Below are 20,652 nucleotides of genomic sequence, written 5' to 3'. Positions count from 1 at the left end.
AGGGCCGCTGTTCGCGCACGGCGATGGAGTGCAGCCCACCGGATGCCCGGGGCCGGTCGCTTAGGATAGCTTTGCCTAATCCGAAGGGTGCCGTCCATGAGTTCCGATCTCGACAGCCTGCGGCTCCCCACCGCGGCCGAGCGGCGGGCCGCAGCCTCCTCCACAGGAATCGCACGCACCACTCTCGCCCGCACCGGCATCCTCGTGGCCGCCCTCGTCGTGCTCGTTCTCGTCTCGATCGCGAGCCTCTTCATCGGCTCCGGCGGCTTCGCCCCCGACGTCGTGTGGCGCGCCCTCACCGAGGGCGGTACCGACACCACTTCGGTTCTGATCACCGATTACCGCGTGCCCCGGATGCTCCTGGGCATCGCCGTGGGCGCGGCTCTCGGCGTGGCGGGCGCCGTGATGCAGGCGGTGACACGCAATCCGCTGGCCGACCCCGGCATCCTGGGCGTGAACTCCGGCGCCTACTTCGCGGTCGTGACATCCGTTGCCCTGATCGGCGTGGCCGACCTCACGAACTACATCTGGTGGTCGTTCCTCGGCGCGGGCGTGGCCGCCGTGGCCGTCTATCTGATCGGCTCGCGTGCGGGTGGCGGCGGGGCCACGCCGGTGCGGCTCGTGCTGGCGGGCGTGGCGCTCTCCGCAACGCTGCAGGGTGTCACCTTCAGCATCACGATCCGCAATCCCGACATCTTCGACAAGATCCGCTTCTGGCAGGCGGGCTCGCTCCAGAACCGGCAGTTCGACACGCTCTGGGGCATCCTGCCGTTCGTGATCGCGGGGGTCGTTCTGGCGCTGCTCGTGGCGCGGTCGCTCAACGCGGTGGCGCTCGGCGACGACCTCGCCACCTCGCTCGGCGCCCGCATCCTCCGCACCCGCCTGGTGTCGGTGCTGGCCATCACGCTGCTCTGCGGCGCCGCGACGGCCGCAGCCGGGCCGATCGCCTTCCTCGGCCTCATGGCGCCGTTCATCGCCCGCTCGATCGTCGGGCCCGATCAGCGCTGGGTTCTGCCCCTCACGATGGTGTTCGCGCCCATCGTGTTCGTGGCGGCCGACATCGTGGGCCGCGTCGCCGTTCAGGGCGAGATGCCGGTGGGTGTCGTCGTGGCGTTCGTGGGCGCCCCCGTTCTGATCGTGCTGATCCGCCGTTCGAAGACGCAGGGCCTGTGAGCGCGCCCGTCACGCCGCTCAGCCCCGGCGCGACCGACACGACCCGGCCGCCGGCGCCGGCCGGCCGGCGCACCTTCCGCATCGGCCCGTTCAGCGGCGTGCTGCATCGCCGCACCGTGGTGGTGGTGTCGATCCTCATCGCGTTCACGATCGTGCTCGGCGCCGTCGCCCTGACGCTCGGTGAGTATCCGATCCCGCTCGACCAGCTCATCGCGGCACTCGGGGGTTCGGGCTCCGACGGCGTGCTGCGCATCGTGCTCGACTGGCGGCTCCCCCGGGTGCTGATCGCCGTCGTGGCGGGTGTCGCGCTCGGGCTCTCGGGGGCGATCTTCCAGTCGCTCACCCGCAATCCGCTCGGCAGCCCCGACATCATCGGGTTCAATTCGGGCGCCTACTCGGGCGCGCTCATCGTCTCCCTCGTGATCGGCGGCAACTACGCCTCCACCGTCGCCGGCGCGCTGATCGGCGGCATCGCCACGGCCTTCGTCGTCTACGTGCTCGCCTACCGCCGCGGTCTGCAGGGCTTCCGGCTCATCGTCATCGGCATCGCCATCAGCGCGGTGCTCAACGCCCTGAACGACTACCTGCAGCTGCGCGCCGACCTGAACGCCGCCATCGCCGCCGCGAGCTGGGGTATGGGCTCGCTCGACAATCTCGCCTGGAGCGAGGTGCTTCCGGTCACCCTCGCGGTCCTCATGCTGCTGCCCGTGCTCGCCGTGTTCGCGAGCAGGCTCCGGATGCTCGAACTCGGCGACGACGCGGCCGCGAGTCTCGGGGTGCCGGTCGAGCGCTCGCGCCTCATCCTGCTTGTGATCGGTGTCGCGTTCGTGGCCACCGTCACGGCGATCGCCGGACCGATCGTGTTCGTGGCGCTGGCCGCACCCCAGATCGCACGCCGGCTCACCCGCTCCCCCGGGCTCGCTCTGGTGCCTGCCGCGGCCATGGGCGGCGCCCTGCTCCTCACGAGCGACGTCATCGCTCAACGCATCGTGGCTCCGGAGCAGCTCCCGGTCGGAGCGGTCACCGTCACGCTCGGTGGCGTGTACCTCATCGCCCTTCTCATCTCCCAGTCACGAAGGCGGTCGTCATGACCTCATCCGCTCCGCACGCCTCCCGGCTCGAAGGCCAGGGGCTCCGCGTGGGCTACGAGAAGCGCCCGGTCATCGAGTCGCTCGACGTGGTCATCCCGCCCGATTCGTTCACGGTGATCGTCGGGCCGAACGCGTGCGGCAAATCGACGTTGCTGCGCGCCCTCGCGCGGCTGCTGAAACCGGCCACCGGCCAGGTCGTGCTCGACGGCACCGACATCGCACAGCTGCCCTCGAAGGAGGTCGCGAAGCGCATCGGCCTGCTGCCCCAGACCAGCATCGCGCCCGAGGGCATCTCGGTCATCGACCTCGTGTCGAGGGGGCGATACCCGCACCAGACGATCTTGAAGCGGTGGTCGGATGCCGACGAGCGCGCGGTGACCGCGGCCATGTCCGCCACGAACGTCACGTCGCTCTCGGGCCGCACCGTCGACGAACTCTCGGGCGGTCAGCGCCAGCGCGTATGGGTGGCGATGGCGCTCGCCCAGGAGACTCCGCTGCTGCTGCTCGATGAGCCGACGACCTACCTCGACATCACCCACCAGGTCGAACTGCTCGAGCTCTTCACCCGCCTCAACCGCGAGAGCGGGCGCACCCTGGTGGCGGTCCTGCACGATCTCAACCAGGCGGCGCGCTACGCCACGCACCTCATCGCGATGCGCGACGGGCACATCGTGGCGGAGGGCGCGCCCGCCGAGATCGTCACCGCCGAGATGGTGCACGAGGTGTTCGGCCTGCGCTGCCGGGTGATCGACGATCCCGAGTCGCACACGCCGCTCGTCATCCCCCTCGCCGGAGCGCACTAGGCCGCATCCGCTCCGGCCGCTTCGGCGCCGCGGCGCCGGTGGTGGGTAGAATCTCTCGCACCGGGGGGATCACGTCATCATGAACACACGCATCATCCGGCGCGGCGCGATCATCGCCGCCGCCGTTCTGCTCAGCGCACTCGGGGTTTCGGGTTGTACCGGCACACGCTCCGATTCCGGCCAGGTCTCGGGCGGCGGCACGCCGGCCGCATCCGTCGCCCTGGTGCGCGGGGTCGAGGGGTTCGACGACGTGTACGGGCAGCGGATCGAGTGGGGCGGATGCTCGTCGCTCAGCGAGAAGGCGCAGGCGGCCTTCGATGCCGCGGGCCGCACACGCGACGACCGCGAGTGCGCCCGGGTGAGCGTGCCGCTCGACTGGGACGACTCGAGCAGCCGCGACCGCATCGAACTCGCCGTCGTGCGCTATCCGGCGACGGGGCCCGACCGCCTCGGCAGCCTGCTGGTCAACCCCGGCGGCCCGGGCGGCGACGGCCAGTCGCTCGCGGCGCGTCTCGCGGCCGAGCCGCGGGCCGACGACATCTCGGCGGCCTACGACCTCATCGGCATGGATCCTCGGGGCATCGGCGAATCGTCGCCGATCTCCTGCACGGCCGACGACGAGACCAAGCCCGACAACGTGCTGTTCGCCGAGTGCCTTCGCGACAACCCGCTCACCCACCACATGGACACCTCCTCGGTGGCCAAAGACCTCGATGCCCTGCGCTACCTGCTCGGTGACCCGGCGCTCAACTACCTCGGTTACTCCTATGGCACGGCACTCGGCGCGACCTACGCCTCGCTCTTCCCCCACCTGGTGGGGCGCATGGTGCTCGACAGCGCGATCGACGCGACCTGGGCCGGGCCGATCAACAGCTTCGATCAGGGCGAGGCGATCGAACTGGCCTCGGTCGAGCTCGGCGAGAGTTGCGTGGCGACCAACACGACGGCATTCCCCTGCCCGTGGACCGACGAGGAACAGCTGAGTGCTCTGCGTGACCGGCTCGCGGAAACGCCCTGGATCGCGAGCGACGGCACCGAGGTCGGCGACACCTTCTTCGACGGCTACCTCACCACCACGAACTACAAGGTCAACGGCGAACGCACGCACCGGCTCGAGTTGATCGCGGGGGCTGCGGCAGGCGACCAGGCGTCGATCGACGCGATCGCGAGCGACCACGCCTCCTCCTCCGTCGGTCTCGCGGGCACCATCGTGATGTGCTTCTCGCAGCCCGTGCATCCGGATCTCCTCGCTCTCTACGACCACGTGCTCGAACGCACCGGAGACCGCGACCGGGCCGACAAGGAGGTGGCCGACCTCGGGTCGAAATGCTCTCTCCTCGAAGAGGAGGGCACCGACTTCACCGAGAGCTTCGACGCCACCGGTTCAGCGCCGATCCTCGTGATCGGCGTCACCGGCGATCACGCGACGCCGTACGACAAGGCGCAGAGCCTGGTCGACCAACTCGGCACGGCGCACCTGCTCACACTCGTCGCCAACCAGCACGGGGCGTCGTACCTCAAGCAGAACGCGGCCTGCATCGACGCCTACACGACGTCGTACCTGCTGCACGGCGACCTGCCACCGGACGGGACGGTGTGCCGGCTCGACGGGGCCTAGGTCGTTATCCCCTCGTTATCTGGATTGGTTAGGCTTACCTAACAGACACCTCGGTGTCACGAACCCATCCCGAACGAAGGCCCTCCTTTATGCGCGTGTTCCCCCGTCCCCTCGCCCTCGTGGCCGTCGCCGCGGCATCCGCTCTGGCCCTCACCGCCTGTGCCGGCTCGGGCGCCGCCACCTCGGAGACATCGGCCGCGAGCGACTCCGGTGTGGTCAGCACGATGTACGGCGACGTGACCGTTCCCGCAGCCTCCGACGACCTGAAGGTCGTGGCCCTCGGCTGGAGCGACGCCGAGATGGCTCTCGCCCTCGGCGTGGTGCCCGTGGCCGTCTACGACTGGCAGGGCTTCGGCGACGAGAACAAGGGCGTGGGGCCCTGGGCCACCGACCTCTTCGGCGACGTGACCCCCGAGATCATCTCGAACTCGGGCGACTCGCTCAACTTCGAGCAGATCCAGGCACTCAGCCCCGACCTCATCCTGAACACCCGGGCCGCCGATGACGAGAAGGTCTTCGACCGCCTCTCCGAGATCGCCCCCACGGTCTACGCCCCCACCGGCACCGCCGCGTTCGCGACCGCGTGGGACGTGCAGCTCGAGCAGGTGGGTGCCGCCCTCGGCAAGTCGGATGAGGCCGCCACCCTCGAAGATGAGACGAAGGCCTCCATCGCGGATGCCGCTGCCGCGAACCCCGAGTTCGCCGGCCTCACCACCGTCGCCGCCACCAAGTTCGGTGACGCCTACGGCGCCTACCTCGCCGGAGACGGCCGCTTCGACATCCTCGCCGACCTCGGCTTCGTGCAGAACCCGGCTGTTCTCGACCTCGAGCCTGCCGGCTTCTACGCCAACGTCTCGGCCGAGCAGGTCTCCGTGTTCGATGCCGACGTCACCGTGATGCTGCCGATCGGCTTCACCGCCGAGGAGATCCTCGCCGACCCCCTGCTGCAGACCCTCTCCGTGGTGAAAGACGGCCGGGCGGTCGCGCTCGACCCGTCCGACGAGCTCACGGGCGCCTACAGCGCCGCCTCGGTGCTGAGCATCCCGGTCGTGCTCGACCAGCTGGTCCCCCAGCTGGCCACCGCAGCCGCAAAGGTCACCAAGTAACCCCCACCCCCACTTCCTCCTCGCGAGTCGCCAAAATCCGGTCTAAAACCTCAGTTTCAGACCGGATTTTGGCGTTTCGCGAGGAGGGTTACGTGGTGGGCACGATGTCGGGGGCCTCGAGGCGGATGCGCTCGGCCGACTCGTCATCGGGCTGCTCCTGGCTCGCACGCTCCGCCGCGACGCGCTCGAGGTAGAAGGCCACCTCGCGCTCGACTTCGTCGTCGCTCCAGCCGAGCACCCCGCCCATGAGCCTCGCGGCCACCGGAGCGGCCGAGACACCGCGGTCCCAGGCCTCGATCGAGATTCGGGTGCGGCGCGCGAGCACGTCGTCGAGGTGCAGTGCGCTCTCGTGCGAGGCCGCGTACACCACCTCGGCGCCGATGTAGTCGTCGGCACCGGGCAGCGGCTCGGCGAGTGTCGGGTCGTCGAGGATGAGGTCGAGCAGTTCGTCGGTCAGCGTGCCGTAGCGGTTCAGCAAGTGCTCGATGCGCACCGGATGCACGTCGAACTTGCGTGCGATCTTGTGCCGCTTGTTCCACGCCGCCTGGTACCCCTCGGCGCCGAGCAGGGCGATGTCCTGCGTGACGGAGGGCGAGATCTTGCCGTCGAGTGCGGACACGGCGGCATCGATCGCATCCTTCGCCATGATGCGGTACGTGGTCCACTTTCCGCCCGCGATCACCACGAGCCCGGGCACCGAGTGCGCCACGAGGTGCTCGCGCGAGAGCTTCGAGGTCTGGTCGCTCTCGCCGGCGAGCAACGGTCGCAGGCCTGCGTAGACACCCTCGACGTCTTCGCGGGTGAGCGGCACGGCGAGCACCTTGTTCACGTGCTCGAGCACGTAGTCGATGTCGGCGGCCGTGGCGGCGGGATGCGCCTTGTCGAGGTTCCAGTCGGTGTCGGTGGTGCCGATCAGCCAGTGCCTCCCCCACGGGATGACGAAGAGCACGCTCTTCTCGGTCCGCAGCAGCAGCCCCGACTTGCCCTGGAAACGGTCGCGCGGCACCACGAGGTGGATGCCCTTCGAGGCGCGCACCTTGAACTGACCGCGCTCGCCCACCATGGCCTGGGTGTCGTCGGTCCACACTCCGGTGGCGTTCACCACCTGCTTGGCACGGATCTCGAAGTGCTCGCCCGACTCGAGATCGTGCGCCTTCACGCCGACGACGCGTTCGCCCACCTTGAGGAAGCCCTCCACCTTCACCCGGCTCGCGACGTGCGCGCCGTAGGAGGCGGCGGTGCGGGCGAGGCTGGCCACGTAGCGGGCGTCGTCGACCTGGGCGTCGTAGTAGGTCATGCCACCCACGAACGCATCCTTCGCGAGGCTCGGCATCAGAGCCTGCACTTGACGCTTCGAGAGGTGCCGGTGGTGCGGAACCCCGGGCGGGCGGCCGCCGGTGTAGGAGAAGATGTCGTAGAGCATCATCCCGGCCCCGATGTAGGCGCGCTCGATGAACCGCTTGTTCAAGGGGTAGAGAAACCGCACCGGCTTCACGAGGTGGGGCGCGATGCGCTGCAGCAGGAGTCCGCGCTCGATCAGAGCCTCACGCACCAGGCGGAAGTCGAGCTGTTCGAGATACCGGATGCCGCCGTGCACGAGTTTCGACGACCGGCTCGACGTTCCCGACGCCCAGTCACGCGCCTCGACCATGCCCACGCGCAGGCCGCGGGTCACGGCATCGAGAGCGCTGCCGGTGCCGACGATACCGCCGCCCACCACAAGGATGTCGAGCTCTTTGCTCTTGAGCGTCTCGATGGCCGCGGCTCGTTCCTCAGGGCCGAGCTTGGTGGAGTGGGAAACCGACTTCGTCGTGGCCATGGGACTCTCCTTCGTCGCAGGGCGGGAAGCTACCTGCGTCCGATTCCCACGCTAGTCAACCCGGTAGGGAGCGACAACCACTTCGACCCGCTGGAATTCCTTGAGGTCGGAGTATCCGGTGGTGGCCATCGAGCGCCGGAGCGCGCCGACGAGGTTGGCCGTACCATCCGCCACCGGCGAGGGGCCGTAGAGGATCTGCTCGAGCGGCGCGACCGAGCCCACGTGCACGCGATTGCCCCGGGGCAGCTGTGAGTGGTGCGATTCGGGCCCCCAGTGCCAGCCGCCGCCGGGGGCGTCGCTCGCACGCGCGAGGGCGCTGCCCAGCATGACGGCGTCGGCGCCGACGGAGATGGCCTTCACGATGTCGCCCGAGGTGCCGAGGCCCCCGTCGGCGATGACGTGCACGTAGCGGCCGCCCGACTCGTCCATGTAGTCGCGGCGGGCGCCGGCCACGTCGGCCACGGCGGTGGCCATGGGAGCGTGGATGCCGAGGGTGGCGCGCGTGGTGGAGGCCGCACCTCCGCCGAAGCCCACGAGCACACCGGCCGCGCCGGTGCGCATGAGGTGCAGGGCGGCGGTGTAGGTGGCCGCGCCTCCCACGATCACGGGCACGTCGAGCTCGTAGATGAACTTCTTGAGGTTGAGGGGTTCGACGGTCTTCGACACGTGCTCGGCCGAGACGGTGGTGCCACGGATGACGAACAGGTCGACGCCGGCGGCGACCACGGTCTCGTAGAGCTCCTGGGTGCGCTGCGGCGAGAGGGCGCCGGCCACGGTGACTCCGGATGCCCGCACCTCGGCCAGACGGGCGGTGACCAGTTCGGGCTTGATCGGCTCGGAGTAGATCTGCTGCATCCGCTCGGTCGATCGACCTTCGGGCAGGTTGCGGATCTCGTCGAGCAGGGGCTCGGGGTCGTCGTAGCGCGTCCAGAGGCCTTCGAGGTCGAGCACGCCGAGGCCGCCGAGCTGGCCGATCATGATCGCGGTGCGCGGCGAGACGACCGAATCCATGGGGGCGGCGAGCACCGGGATGTCGAAGTGGTAGGCGTCGATGTTCCAGCCGACCGACACGTCTTCGGGGTCGCGGGTTCGGCGCGAGGGCACGATCGCGATGTCGTCGAAGGAGTAGACGCGGCGACCCCGCTTGGCACGGCCGATTTCAATTTCCATCACGCCTCATCCTATCGGAGGCGCCCCACCCGCCCCTCAAGCCGAACGATCAACGCAGCTCGCTGGGTGGGGATTCGACTCCCCGCCGCCTTTGAGCTCCGCTCAACCCCTAGGCGGGGAGTCGAATCCCCACCCAGCGAGCGTCAGCGGCGATAGTTAGGCGCCTCAACCACCATCTGCACATCGTGCGGGTGCGACTCCTTGAGCCCCGCCGCGGTGATGCGCACGAAGCGCCCCTTCGCCTTGAGCTCGGGGATGGTGCGCGCGCCCACGTAGAACATCGACTGACGCAGGCCGCCGGCCAGCTGGTAGGCGACGTTTCCGAGTGGGCCGCGATAGGGCACCTGGCCCTCGATGCCTTCGGCGATGAGCTTGTCGTCTGACGGCACATCCGACTGGAAGTAGCGGTCTTTGGAGTACGAGGTCTTCTCGCCACGGGTCTGCAGTGCGCCCAGCGAGCCCATGCCGCGATAGTTCTTGAACTGCTTGCCGTTGATGAACACGAGGTCGCCGGGGCTCTCGTCGCAGCCGGCGAGCAGGGAGCCGAGCATCACGGTGTCGGCGCCGGCCACGAGGGCCTTGGCGATGTCGCCCGAGTACTGCAGGCCGCCATCGGCGATGACGGGCACACCGGATTCGCGGGCCGCGAGCGATGCCTCGTAGACGGCCGTGACCTGGGGCACGCCCACGCCCGCCACCACACGCGTGGTGCAGATCGAGCCGGGGCCCACGCCCACCTTGATGGCATCGGCACCCGCGTCGACAAGTGCCTGCGCGCCGGAGCGCGTGGCCACGTTGCCGCCGATGACGTCGACCTCGGCGAAGGCCGGGTCGCTCTTGAGCCGGCGGATGATGTCGAGCACACCGGCGCTGTCGCCGTTGGCGGTGTCGACCACGATCACGTCGACGCCCGCGTCGAGGAGGTTGGTGGCGCGCTGCCAGGCATCGCCGAAGAATCCGATGGCCGCACCGACGCGGAGCCGGCCGGCAGCATCCTTCGTGGCGTTCGGGTACTTCTCGCTCTTGTCGAAGTCTTTGACCGTGATGAGACCCGAGAGGCGGCCGGCGTCGTCGACGATCGGCAGCTTCTCGATCTTGTGCTGGGCGAAGATGGCGACCGCGTCATCCGGGTCGACACCCACGCGGGCCGTGATGAGCGGCATCTTCGTCATGACGTCGCGCACGAGGGTGGTGCTCTTCTCGAACTGCGAGACGAAGCGCATGTCGCGATTGGTGATGATGCCGACGAGCACGCCGCTGCCGTCGACCACGGGCAGACCCGAGACGCGATACACGCCGCAGAGCGCGTCGACCTCGGCCACGGTGGCGTCGGGGGTGGTGGTGACGGGATCGGTGACCATGCCCGATTCGCTGCGCTTCACGCGATCGACCTGCTCGGCCTGATCGATGATGGAGAGGTTGCGGTGCAGCACGCCCAGGCCGCCCTGTCTCGCCATGGCCACGGCCATGCGCGATTCGGTGACCGTGTCCATCGCCGCGGAGAGCAGCGGAGTGGCCACCTGGATGCGCTTCGTGAGACGCGAGGTGGTGTCGGCCTCACTCGGGATGACGTCGGTGTGCCCCGGCAGGAGCATCACGTCGTCGTAAGTCAATCCAACAAAGCCGAACGGATCCGCCTGGTCCATCACACTCCCTCTTACCCAAGTCCTGATCAATGGTAACCGTTAGGAACTGAGCACTATTCCGTGTAGAAATGACCGACGCAGAATTAGGTGGCCACTTGAAACACCGTGGACACAATTCGCGGGTATGGTCTAGCAAAGTCGCTACGACCATGGACACGGAGACACCACCGCACCCGGTGTTCTCCCACAGGAGGTGCTGTCTTTTGATCGCAGGAATCCGAATCGGACGCGGAGTCCGTCTCATCACGATGCTGATGGCAGTGCTCGCACTGTGCCTGGGCGTCGTGCTGGGCTCAGGAGCTCTGTCGGCGTCGGCATCCACGACGCCCGTCCCTACGCCCACCCCCACGAGCGACTTCACCAACACGCTCTCGATCGGGGGCATCCTGCGTGACGGCGACACCCTGGTGGAGGGCGCCGAGATCACGGTCGCGGGCGCGGGCGGCTTCTCCGAGGTCGCCACCACCGACGACACGGGCCGCTGGTCGGTCGTCGTGCCGGAGAAGGGCGACTACACGGTTACCCTCGACCCCGAGAGCCTGCCCGACGGCGTCGCTCTGCGCGACCCCGACAAGTCCGAGGCCAGCGTCTCCGCCGACGAGTGGCAGACGAACACCCTCACCCGCTCCTTCCCGCTCGGCGAAGACACCCGCCAGACCACGGGATTCTTCGAGCAGTTCCTGCAGCGCCTCGTGGCCGGCCTCAACTTCGGCCTGCTGATCGCCCTGGCGGCCATCGGTATCACGCTCATCTTCGGCACTACGGGCCTCAACAACTTCGCCCATGGCGAGATGGTGACCTTCGGCGCCATCGTCGCCTGGCTCGTCGCCGTGATCGCGGGCCTCAACATCTTCCTGGCCATGGTGATCGCCGTCGTGCTCGGTGGCGTGTTCGGCTACCTCAACGACTGGTTGCTCTGGAAACCCTTGAGGCGAAAGGGGGTGAAGCTCGTGCAGGCCATGATCGTGTCGATCGGTCTGGCCATCGCACTCCGCTACCTCTACCTCTTCTTCATCGGCGGCGAGACGAAGAACATGAACGTCGGCCTCTCCGACACCGTCGTCCTCGGCCCCGTGCGCATCACCACGGGTTCCATCTTCAGCATGGCGCTCTCGATCGTGGTGCTCGTGCTCGTCGGCCTCTTCCTCACCCGCACCCGCATCGGCAAGGCGACCCGGGCGGTCTCCGACAACCCGTCGCTCGCCGCCGCATCCGGAATCGACGTCGACCGCATCATCCGCATCGTGTGGGTGCTCTCCGGTTCGCTCGCCGCCCTCGCCGGCGTGATGCTGGCCCTGTACCGCCAGGTGTCGTGGGACATGGGCTTCCAGGTGCTGCTGCTGATGTTCGCCGCCGTCACGCTCGGTGGTCTCGGGTCGGCCTACGGCGCACTCGTCGGCTCCATCGTCGTCGGTCTGTTCGTGGAGCTCTCGACGCTCTTCATTCCACCGGACCTCAAATACGCGGCGGCTCTCGTCGTGCTCATCGTGGTCCTCCTGGTTCGCCCGCAGGGCATCCTGGGCCGTAAAGAACGAATCGGTTAAGGGAGGAGAGACTCATGGACTGGGGAAACATCTTCGGAAACGCCGTCGGCGAGATCATCTCACCGACCACGGCGGCCTACGCCCTCGCGGCCATCGGCCTCGGCGTGCACTTCGGCTACACGGGCCTGCTGAACTTCGGTCAGGCGGCCTTCCTCCTGATCGGTGCCTACGCCTTCGCCATCCCGACGCTGGCGGGCGCGCCCATCATCGTAGCGGTGCTGTGTGCCATCGCCTGCTCGGTCATCTTCGCCTTCATCCTGGGTATCCCCACGCTGAGGCTCAGGGCCGACTACCTCGCGATCGTCACCATCGCCTCGGCCGAGGTCGTGAGGTTCATCGTCACCACGACGGGCCTCACCGACTTCACCGGTGCCGCCAACGGCCTCTCCGGGTTCAAGGGCACCTTCGCGGCGATCAACCCGATCCCGGCGGGCACCTACGGCTTCGGTCCGTTCACCTACAACGAGTACGACTGGTGGGTGCGGATCGTGGGCTGGACCCTCGTGGTCCTCGCCAGCGTGCTCGTGTGGCTGCTCATGCGCAGCCCGTGGGGCCGCGTGGTCAAGGGCATCCGTGAAGACGAGGATGCCGTGCGCTCGCTCGGCAAGAACGTGTACAGCTACAAGATGCAGGCCCTCGTGATCGGCGGTGGTCTCGGCTCGATCGCCGGTATCATCTTCATCCTGCCCCGCGCGGTGCAGCCGGCGAACTACACTACCGGCCTCACCTTCTTCATCTGGACGATCATGCTGCTGGGTGGCGCGGCCACCATCTTCGGACCCATCATCGGCTCCATGATCTTCTGGGTCGTGCTCTCGCTCACCCAGGGCATCCTCTACGGTGCCATCGAGTCGGGGGCCCTCGGGTTCCTCTCCACCACCCAGGCCGGGCAGATCCGCTTCATCCTCGTGGGTGTGGCCCTGATGCTCCTCGTCATATTCAGACCGCAAGGTATTTTCGGAAACAAGAAGGAGCTGTCCTTCAGTGTCTAACATCGAAACTGCTGCCCCGCAGACCCATCCGCTCGTGAAGGGCGAGGTCGGTCCCGGATGCGCGAAGACCGATCCCATCGTGATCGCCGACAGCGTCACCCGTCAGTTCGGCGGGCTCAAGGCGGTCGACGTGGCCCACCTAGAGATCCCCCGCGGCAAGATCACGGCTCTGATCGGCCCGAACGGTGCCGGCAAGACCACCATGTTCAACCTGCTCACCGGTTTCGACAAGCCGAACACCGGCACGTGGGAATTCAACGGCAAGTCACTCGCCGGCGTGCCCGCCTTCAAGGTGGCTCGCGCCGGCATGGTGCGCACCTTCCAGCTCACCAAGTCGCTCGGCCGCCTGTCGGTACTGCAGAACATGCTGCTGGGTGCCACCGGCCAGAAGGGCGAGGGGCTCTTCACCTCGCTCATCAAGCCGCTCTGGCGCGCACAGGAAGAGGAGAACACGGCGCGTGCCGACGACCTCCTGGCCCGCTTCAAGCTCGACGCGAAGCGCGAAGACTACGCGGCCTCCCTCTCCGGCGGCCAGCGCAAGCTGCTCGAGATGGCCCGCGCGCTGATGTCGAAGCCCGAGCTGATCATGCTCGACGAGCCGATGGCCGGTGTGAACCCGGCGCTCACCCAGTCGCTGCTCGGCCACATCAAGAACCTGAAAGAAGACGGCACCTCGGTGCTCTTCGTCGAGCACGACATGCACATGGTCATGCACATCTCGGACTGGGTTGTGGTGATGGCCGAGGGCCGCGTGGTGGCCGAGGGCCCGCCCGAGAACGTCATGAAAGACCCGGCCGTGATCGACGCCTACCTGGGCGCCCACCACGACACCGACCTCGGAGACCTGATGGAAGACGGCCCGAACCCGGTGATCGAGGCCGAGCGCAAGGCGCACGAGGCGCACCCGGAGGCCGAGACGGCCGGCTACGGCGTCAGCACGACCCCGGCGGCCACCGACGCCGACGACGAGGAGAAGTAGAGCGCATGAGCGACATCGATCCCAACGAGGTCAACGCCGAAACCAACCTGCTCGCCGAGGAAGGCGGGAAGCCGCACACCGCTGCGCCGCACACCCTGGCACCGACCGACCGCGGCGACGCCGTGCTCAAGACCGAGAACCTGGTCGGCGGGTACCTGCCCGGTGTCAACATCCTGAACGGCTGCACGATCGAGGCCTACCCCGGTGAGCTCATCGGCATCATCGGCCCGAACGGCGCCGGCAAGTCCACGGTGCTGAAGGCCATCTTCGGGCAGATCAAGATCCGCAGCGGCCGCGTCATCCTGAAGGGCGAGGACATCACGGGGCTGCGGGCCAACAAGCTCGTCACCAAGGGTGTCGGCATGGTTCCCCAGAACAACAACGTGTTCCCGAGCCTCACGATCGAGGAGAACCTCGAGATGGGCCTCTTCCAGAAGCCCTCGATCTTCGCCGAGCGCTTCGACTTCGTCACCACGCTCTTCCCCGAGCTGGGCAAGCGCCGCAAGCAGCGCGCAGGCTCGCTCTCGGGCGGCGAGCGGCAGATGGTGGCCATGGGCCGCGCGCTCATGATGGAGCCCTCGGTGCTGCTGCTCGACGAGCCCTCGGCAGGCCTCTCCCCCGTGCGCCAGGACGAGACGTTCATGCGCGTGCACCAGATCAACCGCGCAGGCGTCTCCGTGATCATGGTGGAGCAGAACGCCCGTCGTTGCCTGCAGATCTGCGACCGCGCCTACGTGCTCGATCAGGGCAAGGACGCCTACACGGGCACCGGCCGCGAGCTCATGAAAGACCCGAAGGTCATCGAGCTCTACCTGGGCACCCTGGCGGCCGACCAGGGCCACTGACCCACTCCCGCACCACACGCACCGGATGCCGGGCACCGCCGTCGAGGCGGGGCCCGGCATCCGTCGTTTCAGCAGGCGCCCGGGATCGTCCCCGGTGCTCCACAGCGCAGTCGCGCAGGGGCCCAGCAGCGGCCCGCCCGCGAACGGCCGGGAATGCGAGAAGGCCCGGCACCCCGTGAGGGGGCCGGGCCTTCAGGCTGTGCGGAGGACTAGCCTGCGAGCGAACCGAACTCGACGTTCAGCGGCGCGTAGTTGTTGTCCTGGCCGTACTGGTAGATGCCGATGTAGGCCTCGGTGGGGTCACCGTTGTCATCGAACGTGATGGGTCCGGAGACGCCGTCGTAGTCGATGTCGGTACCCGCAGCCAGCAGGTCGGCGCACTCCGCGAAGGAGGTGCACTTCGTGCCGCCCTCGGAGACCGCCTTCATGTTGGCCTGGATGATCGGACCGGTCGTGCCGCCACCCGCAACGGCCGCGAGGGCCATCAGGTTGACCGCGTCGTACGACTCGGCACCGTAGCTGAAGTCGGTCAGCGTCGGGTCGACACCGAGCAGCTTGGCCTTGAACGAGTCATCCGCGAGAACGCCGGGGAGCGTACCCTTGGCGCAGTTCAGGGTTCCCTTGTCGAACGCGTCACCGTAGTTCGACAGGTTGCCGTCGACGAAGTAGACCTTGTCACCGGGGAAGCCCTTGGTGCCCACGAGCTCGGGGATGATGACCTTCGTCTGGTCGAACGCGATCACGGCGATGGCGTCGGGAGCCTCGGCCACGACGGCGTCGATCTGCGACGAGAACTGGCTGTCACCCTCGTTGAACGCCTCGGAGGCGACGACGGTGCCACCAGCGGCCTCGACCGACTTGGTGACGTTCTCGGCAAGACCCGAGCCGTACGCGTCGTTCAGGTAGATGATGCCGATGTTCGTGTTGCCATCGCCCACCATCAGGTTGCCGAGCACGCGGCCCTGCAGCACGTCGGAGGGAGCGGTACGGAAGTAGTATCCGCCGTCGGCGTAGGTCGAGAAGTCGGGCGAGGTGTTCGCCGGCGAGATCTGAACGACCTGAGCGCCCGTGACCTGGTCGATGAAGGTGAACGAGACACCCGACGAGGCCGCACCGACGATGCCGGAGACGCCCTGCGAGAGCAGGTCGGTCGCCGACTGGGTCGCGATGTCGGTCGTGGTGTCACCGGAGTCACGGTGGATGACCTCGACGTTGCCGCCGAGCACACCCGGGGCCGACGCGTTGATCTCGGCCACAGCCAGGTCGACACCCGCGATCTCGGGCGGGCCGAGGAAGGCGAGGCTACCGGTGGTCGGCAGGATCGAGCCGATCTTCAGCGACGTGGCGCGCGACTGCGCCGCCTCCGGGGTGACGGGCGTGATGGCCGGGGCCGTCGTCGCCGCATCGGTGCCGCAGACTGCTGCCGCCGCGGTCGTCTCTCCGCCATCGGTCGACGGGGTCGACGCGCAGGAAGCCAGCAGCAGAGCGCCGGCACTGAACGCGGCAACACCCGCAACGATCGAGAGGGGCTTCGAGCGCGAGGCCTTGGCCTTCGCAAATACGCTCATGGTGCTCCTTATGTGAATGTGTGCAGTTTCTCGGCAGACTCGAAGAATCGGCCGTTCATTCAAAGTAGGCGGCAATTGCCGCCGGAACAATACGCTGGTGTTACAGCCGTGTAACACGGCCGAATCGTTACCTTGCGGTGACCTGAGGGCATCGCCCGTCGGGTCAGAGCGCGAGGCCGATGAGAGCGAGCACCCCCGGCGCAGGTTCTGAGCCCGACACCCCGAGCTGCCCGGTGACACCGGTGTACCGGATGTCGGCGCGCGAGTTGAGCACCTCGAGGCACGCCCCGTAGCTCGAGCACTCGATGTCGCCCGAGGTGATGGCCGGGAGGAACCGGGCGATGGACGCACGGCCGTCGTCTCCGGCGAGCGAGGCCGCCAGCGCCACGATCACCGTGGCGTCGTAGCTCTCGGCCCCGTAACGGGTCTCGCTCAGCGTGGGGTCGGCCGACCGCAACCGGGTGAGGAAGGCCTCGTCGGCGGTGAGTGCGTCGCCGGATGCGCTGAGACCCGGCACGCCCGCAGCGGTCGCCGCGTCATCCGTCGCCGGGATCAGTGCGACTGCATTCGGGCCGACGATCGCGTCGATGCCCCGGCTGTCGAGACCCGTGACCGCTGCGGCACCGGTCGCGGCATCGGCGTGCAGCACGATCACCGGCACGCCCCCGACGCCGCCCGCCTCGTCGATGTCGCGCACGGCGAGCTCCACGCCCGCCAGCGAGGCGGCGCCGAAACCGGCGTCCGCTCCCGTGAGCGGCACAACGGCGCCGATCACCAGAGTGCCGTCACCGCTCGGCATGGGCTGCGCCATCGTGGGGATGGGTGTGGGCGACGGTGTGCCCGAGGACTCCGGTGAGCCGAAGCATCCGGTGAGGGCGAGTGCGCCGCCGGCCACGATCGACGCGACGATGGCCGCCCGTGCGCCGGACCGGATGCGGGTGTCGTCACTCATGCTCGCATTACTGTATCGCCCTGCCGCCACGTGCTCACGATACGGGGCCGAGTGGTTCGGAGCGCGCGCCGCGGCCGGCTCGCGCCATGTCGGCGATCAGGATCGCCACGGCCAGCCAGACGATTCCGAACCCGAACCAGCGCTCGGGCGGCATGGGCTCGTGCAGCACGAACACCCCGATCGCGAACTGGAGGATGGGCGCGATGAACTGGATGAACCCCACGTACACCAGAGGCAGGCGCCGCGTGGCGGAGGCGAACAACAGCAGAGGGATGGCTGTTGCCACCCCGGTCAGCACCAGCAGAGTCGTGTGCAGCGCGCCATCACCGAAGGTGAGTCCGCTGAGCTGCGAAACCACCATGAGCTGCACGACCGCCACCGGCGTCAGCCAAGCCGTCTCGAGGCTCAGTCCGCTCACGGCGTCGATACTCGGCCCCACGTATTTCTTGACGAGGCCGTAGAGGCCGAACGACGCGGCGAGGATGAGGGAGATCCACGGAACGGCACCGTAACCGACCGTGAGCACCACGACGGCGGCGGCGCTCACGCCGATGGCCACCCACTGGAGCACGCGCAACCGCTCGCGCAGCACGACCACCCCGAGCAGCACCGTCACGATCGGGTTGATGAAGTAGCCGAGCGATGTCTCGACCACCTGGCCGGACAGCGTGCCGAGGATGTAGGTCTGCCAGTTCACGTAGATCAACGCCCCGGCGAGGCCCATGAGCAGCACCAGCCTCGGCTGCCTCGCGATGGCGAGGAATCTGCCCCAACTGCGGGTCGCCGTGATGAGCACCGCACAGAACACGAGGGAGAACAGGATGCGCCAGGCGACGATCTCGAACGCCCCGGCCGGCACCAGGGCCAGGAAGTAGAGGGGAAGGAGCCCCCAGAGAACATAGGCGCCCACCGCGGCGAGCAGGCCGGAGCGGAACTTCTGCTGGTCCGTGCCCGCGATCGACGGCTGATCAGGGCGGGGCGGGGTCACCGCGTCACTCTACTCCGGGCTCGGCCGGCAGGCCGACTCCCCGAAACGCAGAGAACCCGGGCGGCCGAAGCCACCCGGGTTCTCAGAACGATCGTGTCGTCAGCGAACGACGACCGCGAGCACGTCGCGGGCCGAGAGCACGAGGAGGTCTTCTCCGCCGTACTTCACCTCGGTTCCGCCGTACTTGGAGTAGATGACCTTGTCGCCGACGGCGACGTCGAGCGGCACGCGGTTTCCGTTGTCGTCGATACGACCGGGGCCCACGGCCACGACCTCGCCCTCCTGGGGCTTCTCCTTGGCGGTGTCAGGGATGACGAGGCCGGAAGCAGTGGTCTGCTCGGCTTCGACCTGCTTGATGACGATGCGATCCTCGAGCGGCTTGATGGAGACCGACACGGTTGACCTCTTCTTTCTCAGTTACAAAACGTCTGGGTTAGCACACTCACTCCGAGAGTGCTAAGTCGAGTTTAGAGGCTTCGCTGGCACTCGCGCAATGTGAGTGCCAGAGTATGACGCCTCGATCCGTCGCCCCCTTGGTAGCGTTGCCGGATGGACTCCCGCGAGCTCTCGCTCCTGCTCACCGCCGAGGGTCTGCGCCTTCTCGACTCCCTCCCGCCCTACTCCGCGGGTGGCGCCGCCGGCCAGGTGAGCGCCCTGCGCAAAGCGGGCCATCCCGCCGATCTCGTGGCTGCCGTACTCACCCAGGCGCGGCTGCGCGAAAAGGCCGCGCAGAAGTTCGGTCCGTTCGCCGATCGTCTTCTCTACACCCCCGCAGGGCTGGAGCAGGCCACCCGCCTGAAGGTCGCCGCCCTGCACGCCGGCCGCTTCCGCGAGGCGGGCGCCACCCGGGTCGCCGACCTCGGCTGCGGCATCGGAGCCGACGCGCTCGCGCTCTCCGCCCTCGACCTCGCGGTGCGGGCGGTCGAGCGCGACGAGGTCACGGCCGCCGTCGCCAGTTACAACCTGGCCACCTTCCCCGACGCCGAGGTGGTGCTGGGCGACGCCGAGCAGGCCGACCTCACGGGCATCGACGCCGTCTACCTCGACCCTGCCCGCCGCACAGGGGGCACCGAGAACACGACCCGCATCACACGAGCCGCCGACTACTCACCCTCGGTCGACTTCGCGTTCGACCTCGCCGAGCGGATGCCCACGGGCATCAAGCTGGGTCCGGGCTTCGACCGGCAGCTGATCCCGGCGCACGCCGAGGCACAATGGGTCTCGGTCGATGGGCAGGTGGTGGAGATGGGTCTCTGGTTCACCTCTCTCGCCCGGCCCGGCATCCGTCGCTCCGCCCTCGTGATCAGAGCGGATGCGGCCCACGAACTCACCGCCGCCGAAGACAGTACCGACGCGGAGCCGAGAGAGCTCGGCGAGTACGTCTACGAACCGGATGGGGCGGTCATCCGGGCCCGGCTGATCGGCGACCTCGCGGGCTCGATCGGCGCCGGGATGCTCTCGCCCGGCATCGCGTATCTCACCGGGGACACGCTCGTGCAGACCCCGTTCGCCTCGGCGTTCCGCGTACGCGAACGGCTACCGGCCGGAGAGGGGAACCTCAAGAAGGCGTTGCGCGAGCGAGGCATCGGCACCCTGGAGATCAAGAAGCGCGGGATCGATGTCGATCCCGCGCTCCTCCGCCGCCGCCTGGCCCTCAAGGGGCCGGAGTCGGCGACGCTGATCATGACCCGCGTGGCCGGAGAGCACGAGGCCCTCCTGGTGCAGCGGGTCTAGTAGTTGTAGTACCCGCTTGTTCCTGCCGTTGCGATGGCAAGCCCGATGATGACGATGTAGCCGATCACGAAGAGCAACCCGAAGCCCGTGAACACGTAGCTCAGGATGAGGCCGGCCTTCGCGAGCCCACGGCCCGACTCGCCCGTGCGGTCGATCTGCTTCAGCGCGATGTGGCCCGTGACGATGCCCGCGATGCTGAACACGAAGGCGAGGATGATCGTGATGATCGCCAGGGTGTTCGTGGGCGGCGCGGCCGGCGCCTGCGGGTAGCCGCCGTAATACGGCTGCTGCGGGGGCTGGTACCCGGGCGGAGGAGCCTGCTGGTAGCCCTGGGCGGGGGCCGGCGGCTGCTGGTACCCGGGCGCCGGAGGCTGCTGGTAGCTGGGGGCCTGGGGCTGCTGCGGGTAGCTCGGCGGCGCCGTGTAGTTCGGTGCCGGAGGCGCCGGGGGCGCCGGCGGTGCCGGCGGTGCCGGCGGGGTCACCGGCGGAACGCCGGGCTCGCCCGCGGGAGGGGTGGGATTGTTGGTGTCGCTCACGGGGAACGCCCTTCTGTGTCGACGGCCGCCATCGGCCGTTGTGGCCCTGACCTGTTAACAGAGTAGGCGCAGGCGGCCCGAAGACCAC

At 68.3% G+C, this 20,652-nt stretch carries 18 protein-coding genes; 10 read left to right on the top strand and 8 right to left on the bottom strand.

The genetic code is table 11. The annotated features are described in order from the left end of the window. Positions 1-96: 96 nt before the first annotated feature. The 5 genes from EPO52_RS11775 (at position 97) to EPO52_RS11755 (ending at position 5,791) form a co-directional block, all read left to right on the top strand. A complete protein-coding gene (locus EPO52_RS11775) occupies positions 97-1,173 on the top strand; it encodes an iron chelate uptake ABC transporter family permease subunit (RefSeq protein ID WP_290806576.1) in 1,077 nt (358 codons plus the stop codon). After that, positions 1,170-2,264 carry an iron chelate uptake ABC transporter family permease subunit gene (locus EPO52_RS11770; protein ID WP_290806573.1) on the top strand — a complete coding sequence of 365 codons (1,095 nt, stop codon included), beginning with the start codon at positions 1,170-1,172 and terminating at the stop codon, positions 2,262-2,264. The genes EPO52_RS11775 and EPO52_RS11770 overlap by 4 nt, the downstream gene beginning before the upstream one ends. Continuing rightward, positions 2,261-3,067, top strand: a complete 807-nt coding sequence (locus EPO52_RS11765) for an ABC transporter ATP-binding protein (protein ID WP_290806570.1) — start codon at positions 2,261-2,263, stop codon at positions 3,065-3,067. The genes EPO52_RS11770 and EPO52_RS11765 overlap by 4 nt, the downstream gene beginning before the upstream one ends. Before the next feature lie 79 nt (positions 3,068-3,146). Continuing rightward, positions 3,147-4,685, top strand: a complete 1,539-nt coding sequence (locus tag EPO52_RS11760) for an alpha/beta fold hydrolase (RefSeq protein ID WP_290806567.1) — start codon at positions 3,147-3,149, stop codon at positions 4,683-4,685. Positions 4,686-4,774: 89 nt separating this feature from the next. Beyond that, positions 4,775-5,791 carry an ABC transporter substrate-binding protein gene (locus tag EPO52_RS11755; RefSeq protein WP_290806564.1) on the top strand — a complete coding sequence of 339 codons (1,017 nt, stop codon included), beginning with the start codon at positions 4,775-4,777 and terminating at the stop codon, positions 5,789-5,791. An 88-nt stretch (positions 5,792-5,879) separates the two neighbouring features. On the opposite strand, the gene EPO52_RS11750 is transcribed toward EPO52_RS11755, so the two are convergent. From EPO52_RS11750 to guaB, 3 genes are all read right to left on the bottom strand, one after another. Next, positions 5,880-7,610 carry a glycerol-3-phosphate dehydrogenase/oxidase gene (locus EPO52_RS11750; RefSeq protein ID WP_290806561.1) on the bottom strand — a complete coding sequence of 577 codons (1,731 nt, stop codon included), beginning with the start codon at positions 7,608-7,610 and terminating at the stop codon, positions 5,880-5,882. Between the two features lie 51 nt (positions 7,611-7,661). Then, the gene (locus EPO52_RS11745) at positions 7,662-8,780 is read right to left on the bottom strand and encodes a GuaB3 family IMP dehydrogenase-related protein (RefSeq protein WP_290806558.1); all 1,119 of its coding nucleotides are present in this window, start codon (positions 8,778-8,780) and stop codon (positions 7,662-7,664) included. Positions 8,781-8,923: 143 nt separating this feature from the next. Next, positions 8,924-10,426: an IMP dehydrogenase gene (guaB, locus tag EPO52_RS11740; protein ID WP_290806555.1), complete on the bottom strand. Its 1,503-nt coding sequence runs from the start codon at positions 10,424-10,426 to the stop codon at positions 8,924-8,926. 254 nt (positions 10,427-10,680) lie between these two features. Between guaB and EPO52_RS11735 the strand changes: the two genes are divergently transcribed. Genes EPO52_RS11735 through EPO52_RS11720 form a run of 4 tightly spaced genes read left to right on the top strand, consistent with a single transcriptional unit; the run spans position 10,681 to position 14,786 of the window. After that, positions 10,681-11,970, top strand: coding sequence for a branched-chain amino acid ABC transporter permease (locus tag EPO52_RS11735; protein WP_290806552.1), 1,290 nt, complete (start codon positions 10,681-10,683; stop codon positions 11,968-11,970). Between the two features lie 14 nt (positions 11,971-11,984). Further along, complete coding sequence (locus EPO52_RS11730) at positions 11,985-12,962, top strand: branched-chain amino acid ABC transporter permease (RefSeq protein WP_290806549.1); 978 nt, start codon at positions 11,985-11,987, stop codon at positions 12,960-12,962. Further along, positions 12,955-13,941, top strand: coding sequence for an ABC transporter ATP-binding protein (locus EPO52_RS11725; RefSeq protein ID WP_290806546.1), 987 nt, complete (start codon positions 12,955-12,957; stop codon positions 13,939-13,941). Before EPO52_RS11730 ends, EPO52_RS11725 begins: the two co-directional genes overlap by 8 nt. A gap of 5 nt (positions 13,942-13,946) precedes the next feature. Further along, positions 13,947-14,786: an ABC transporter ATP-binding protein gene (locus EPO52_RS11720; protein WP_290806543.1), complete on the top strand. Its 840-nt coding sequence runs from the start codon at positions 13,947-13,949 to the stop codon at positions 14,784-14,786. Positions 14,787-14,995: 209 nt separating this feature from the next. On the opposite strand, the gene EPO52_RS11715 is transcribed toward EPO52_RS11720, so the two are convergent. The 4 genes from EPO52_RS11715 to groES all read right to left on the bottom strand — a co-directional run bounded on the left by EPO52_RS11715 (position 14,996) and on the right by groES (position 18,690). Further along, positions 14,996-16,354, bottom strand: coding sequence for an ABC transporter substrate-binding protein (locus tag EPO52_RS11715; protein ID WP_290806540.1), 1,359 nt, complete (start codon positions 16,352-16,354; stop codon positions 14,996-14,998). A 163-nt stretch (positions 16,355-16,517) separates the two neighbouring features. Beyond that, a complete protein-coding gene (locus EPO52_RS11710; RefSeq protein ID WP_290806537.1) occupies positions 16,518-17,306 on the bottom strand; it encodes an ABC transporter substrate-binding protein in 789 nt (262 codons plus the stop codon). 34 nt (positions 17,307-17,340) lie between these two features. Then, entirely contained in the window at positions 17,341-18,264 is a 924-nt protein-coding gene (gene rarD, locus EPO52_RS11705; RefSeq protein WP_290806850.1) for an EamA family transporter RarD, read from the bottom strand. A 129-nt stretch (positions 18,265-18,393) separates the two neighbouring features. Continuing rightward, entirely contained in the window at positions 18,394-18,690 is a 297-nt protein-coding gene (gene groES / locus EPO52_RS11700; protein WP_259525260.1) for a co-chaperone GroES, read from the bottom strand. A gap of 153 nt (positions 18,691-18,843) precedes the next feature. Here groES and EPO52_RS11695 point away from each other — a divergent pair, with 153 nt between their 5' ends. Next, a complete protein-coding gene (locus EPO52_RS11695) occupies positions 18,844-20,028 on the top strand; it encodes a class I SAM-dependent methyltransferase (protein ID WP_290806530.1) in 1,185 nt (394 codons plus the stop codon). On the opposite strand, the gene EPO52_RS11690 is transcribed toward EPO52_RS11695, so the two are convergent. Next, on the bottom strand, positions 20,025-20,564 hold the full coding sequence (locus EPO52_RS11690; protein ID WP_290806527.1) for a DUF4190 domain-containing protein: 540 nt from the start codon (positions 20,562-20,564) through the stop codon (positions 20,025-20,027). The two genes, EPO52_RS11695 and EPO52_RS11690, sit on opposite strands and share 4 nt — an antisense overlap. Positions 20,565-20,652: the final 88 nt, after the last annotated feature.

Source organism: Herbiconiux sp. (assembly GCF_004297105.1).
In the GTDB taxonomy this organism is placed as follows: Bacteria; Actinomycetota; Actinomycetes; order Actinomycetales; family Microbacteriaceae; genus Herbiconiux.
The sequence above is the reverse complement of the archived record's forward strand: the minus strand, read 5'-3'. Positions and strand labels throughout refer to the sequence as shown.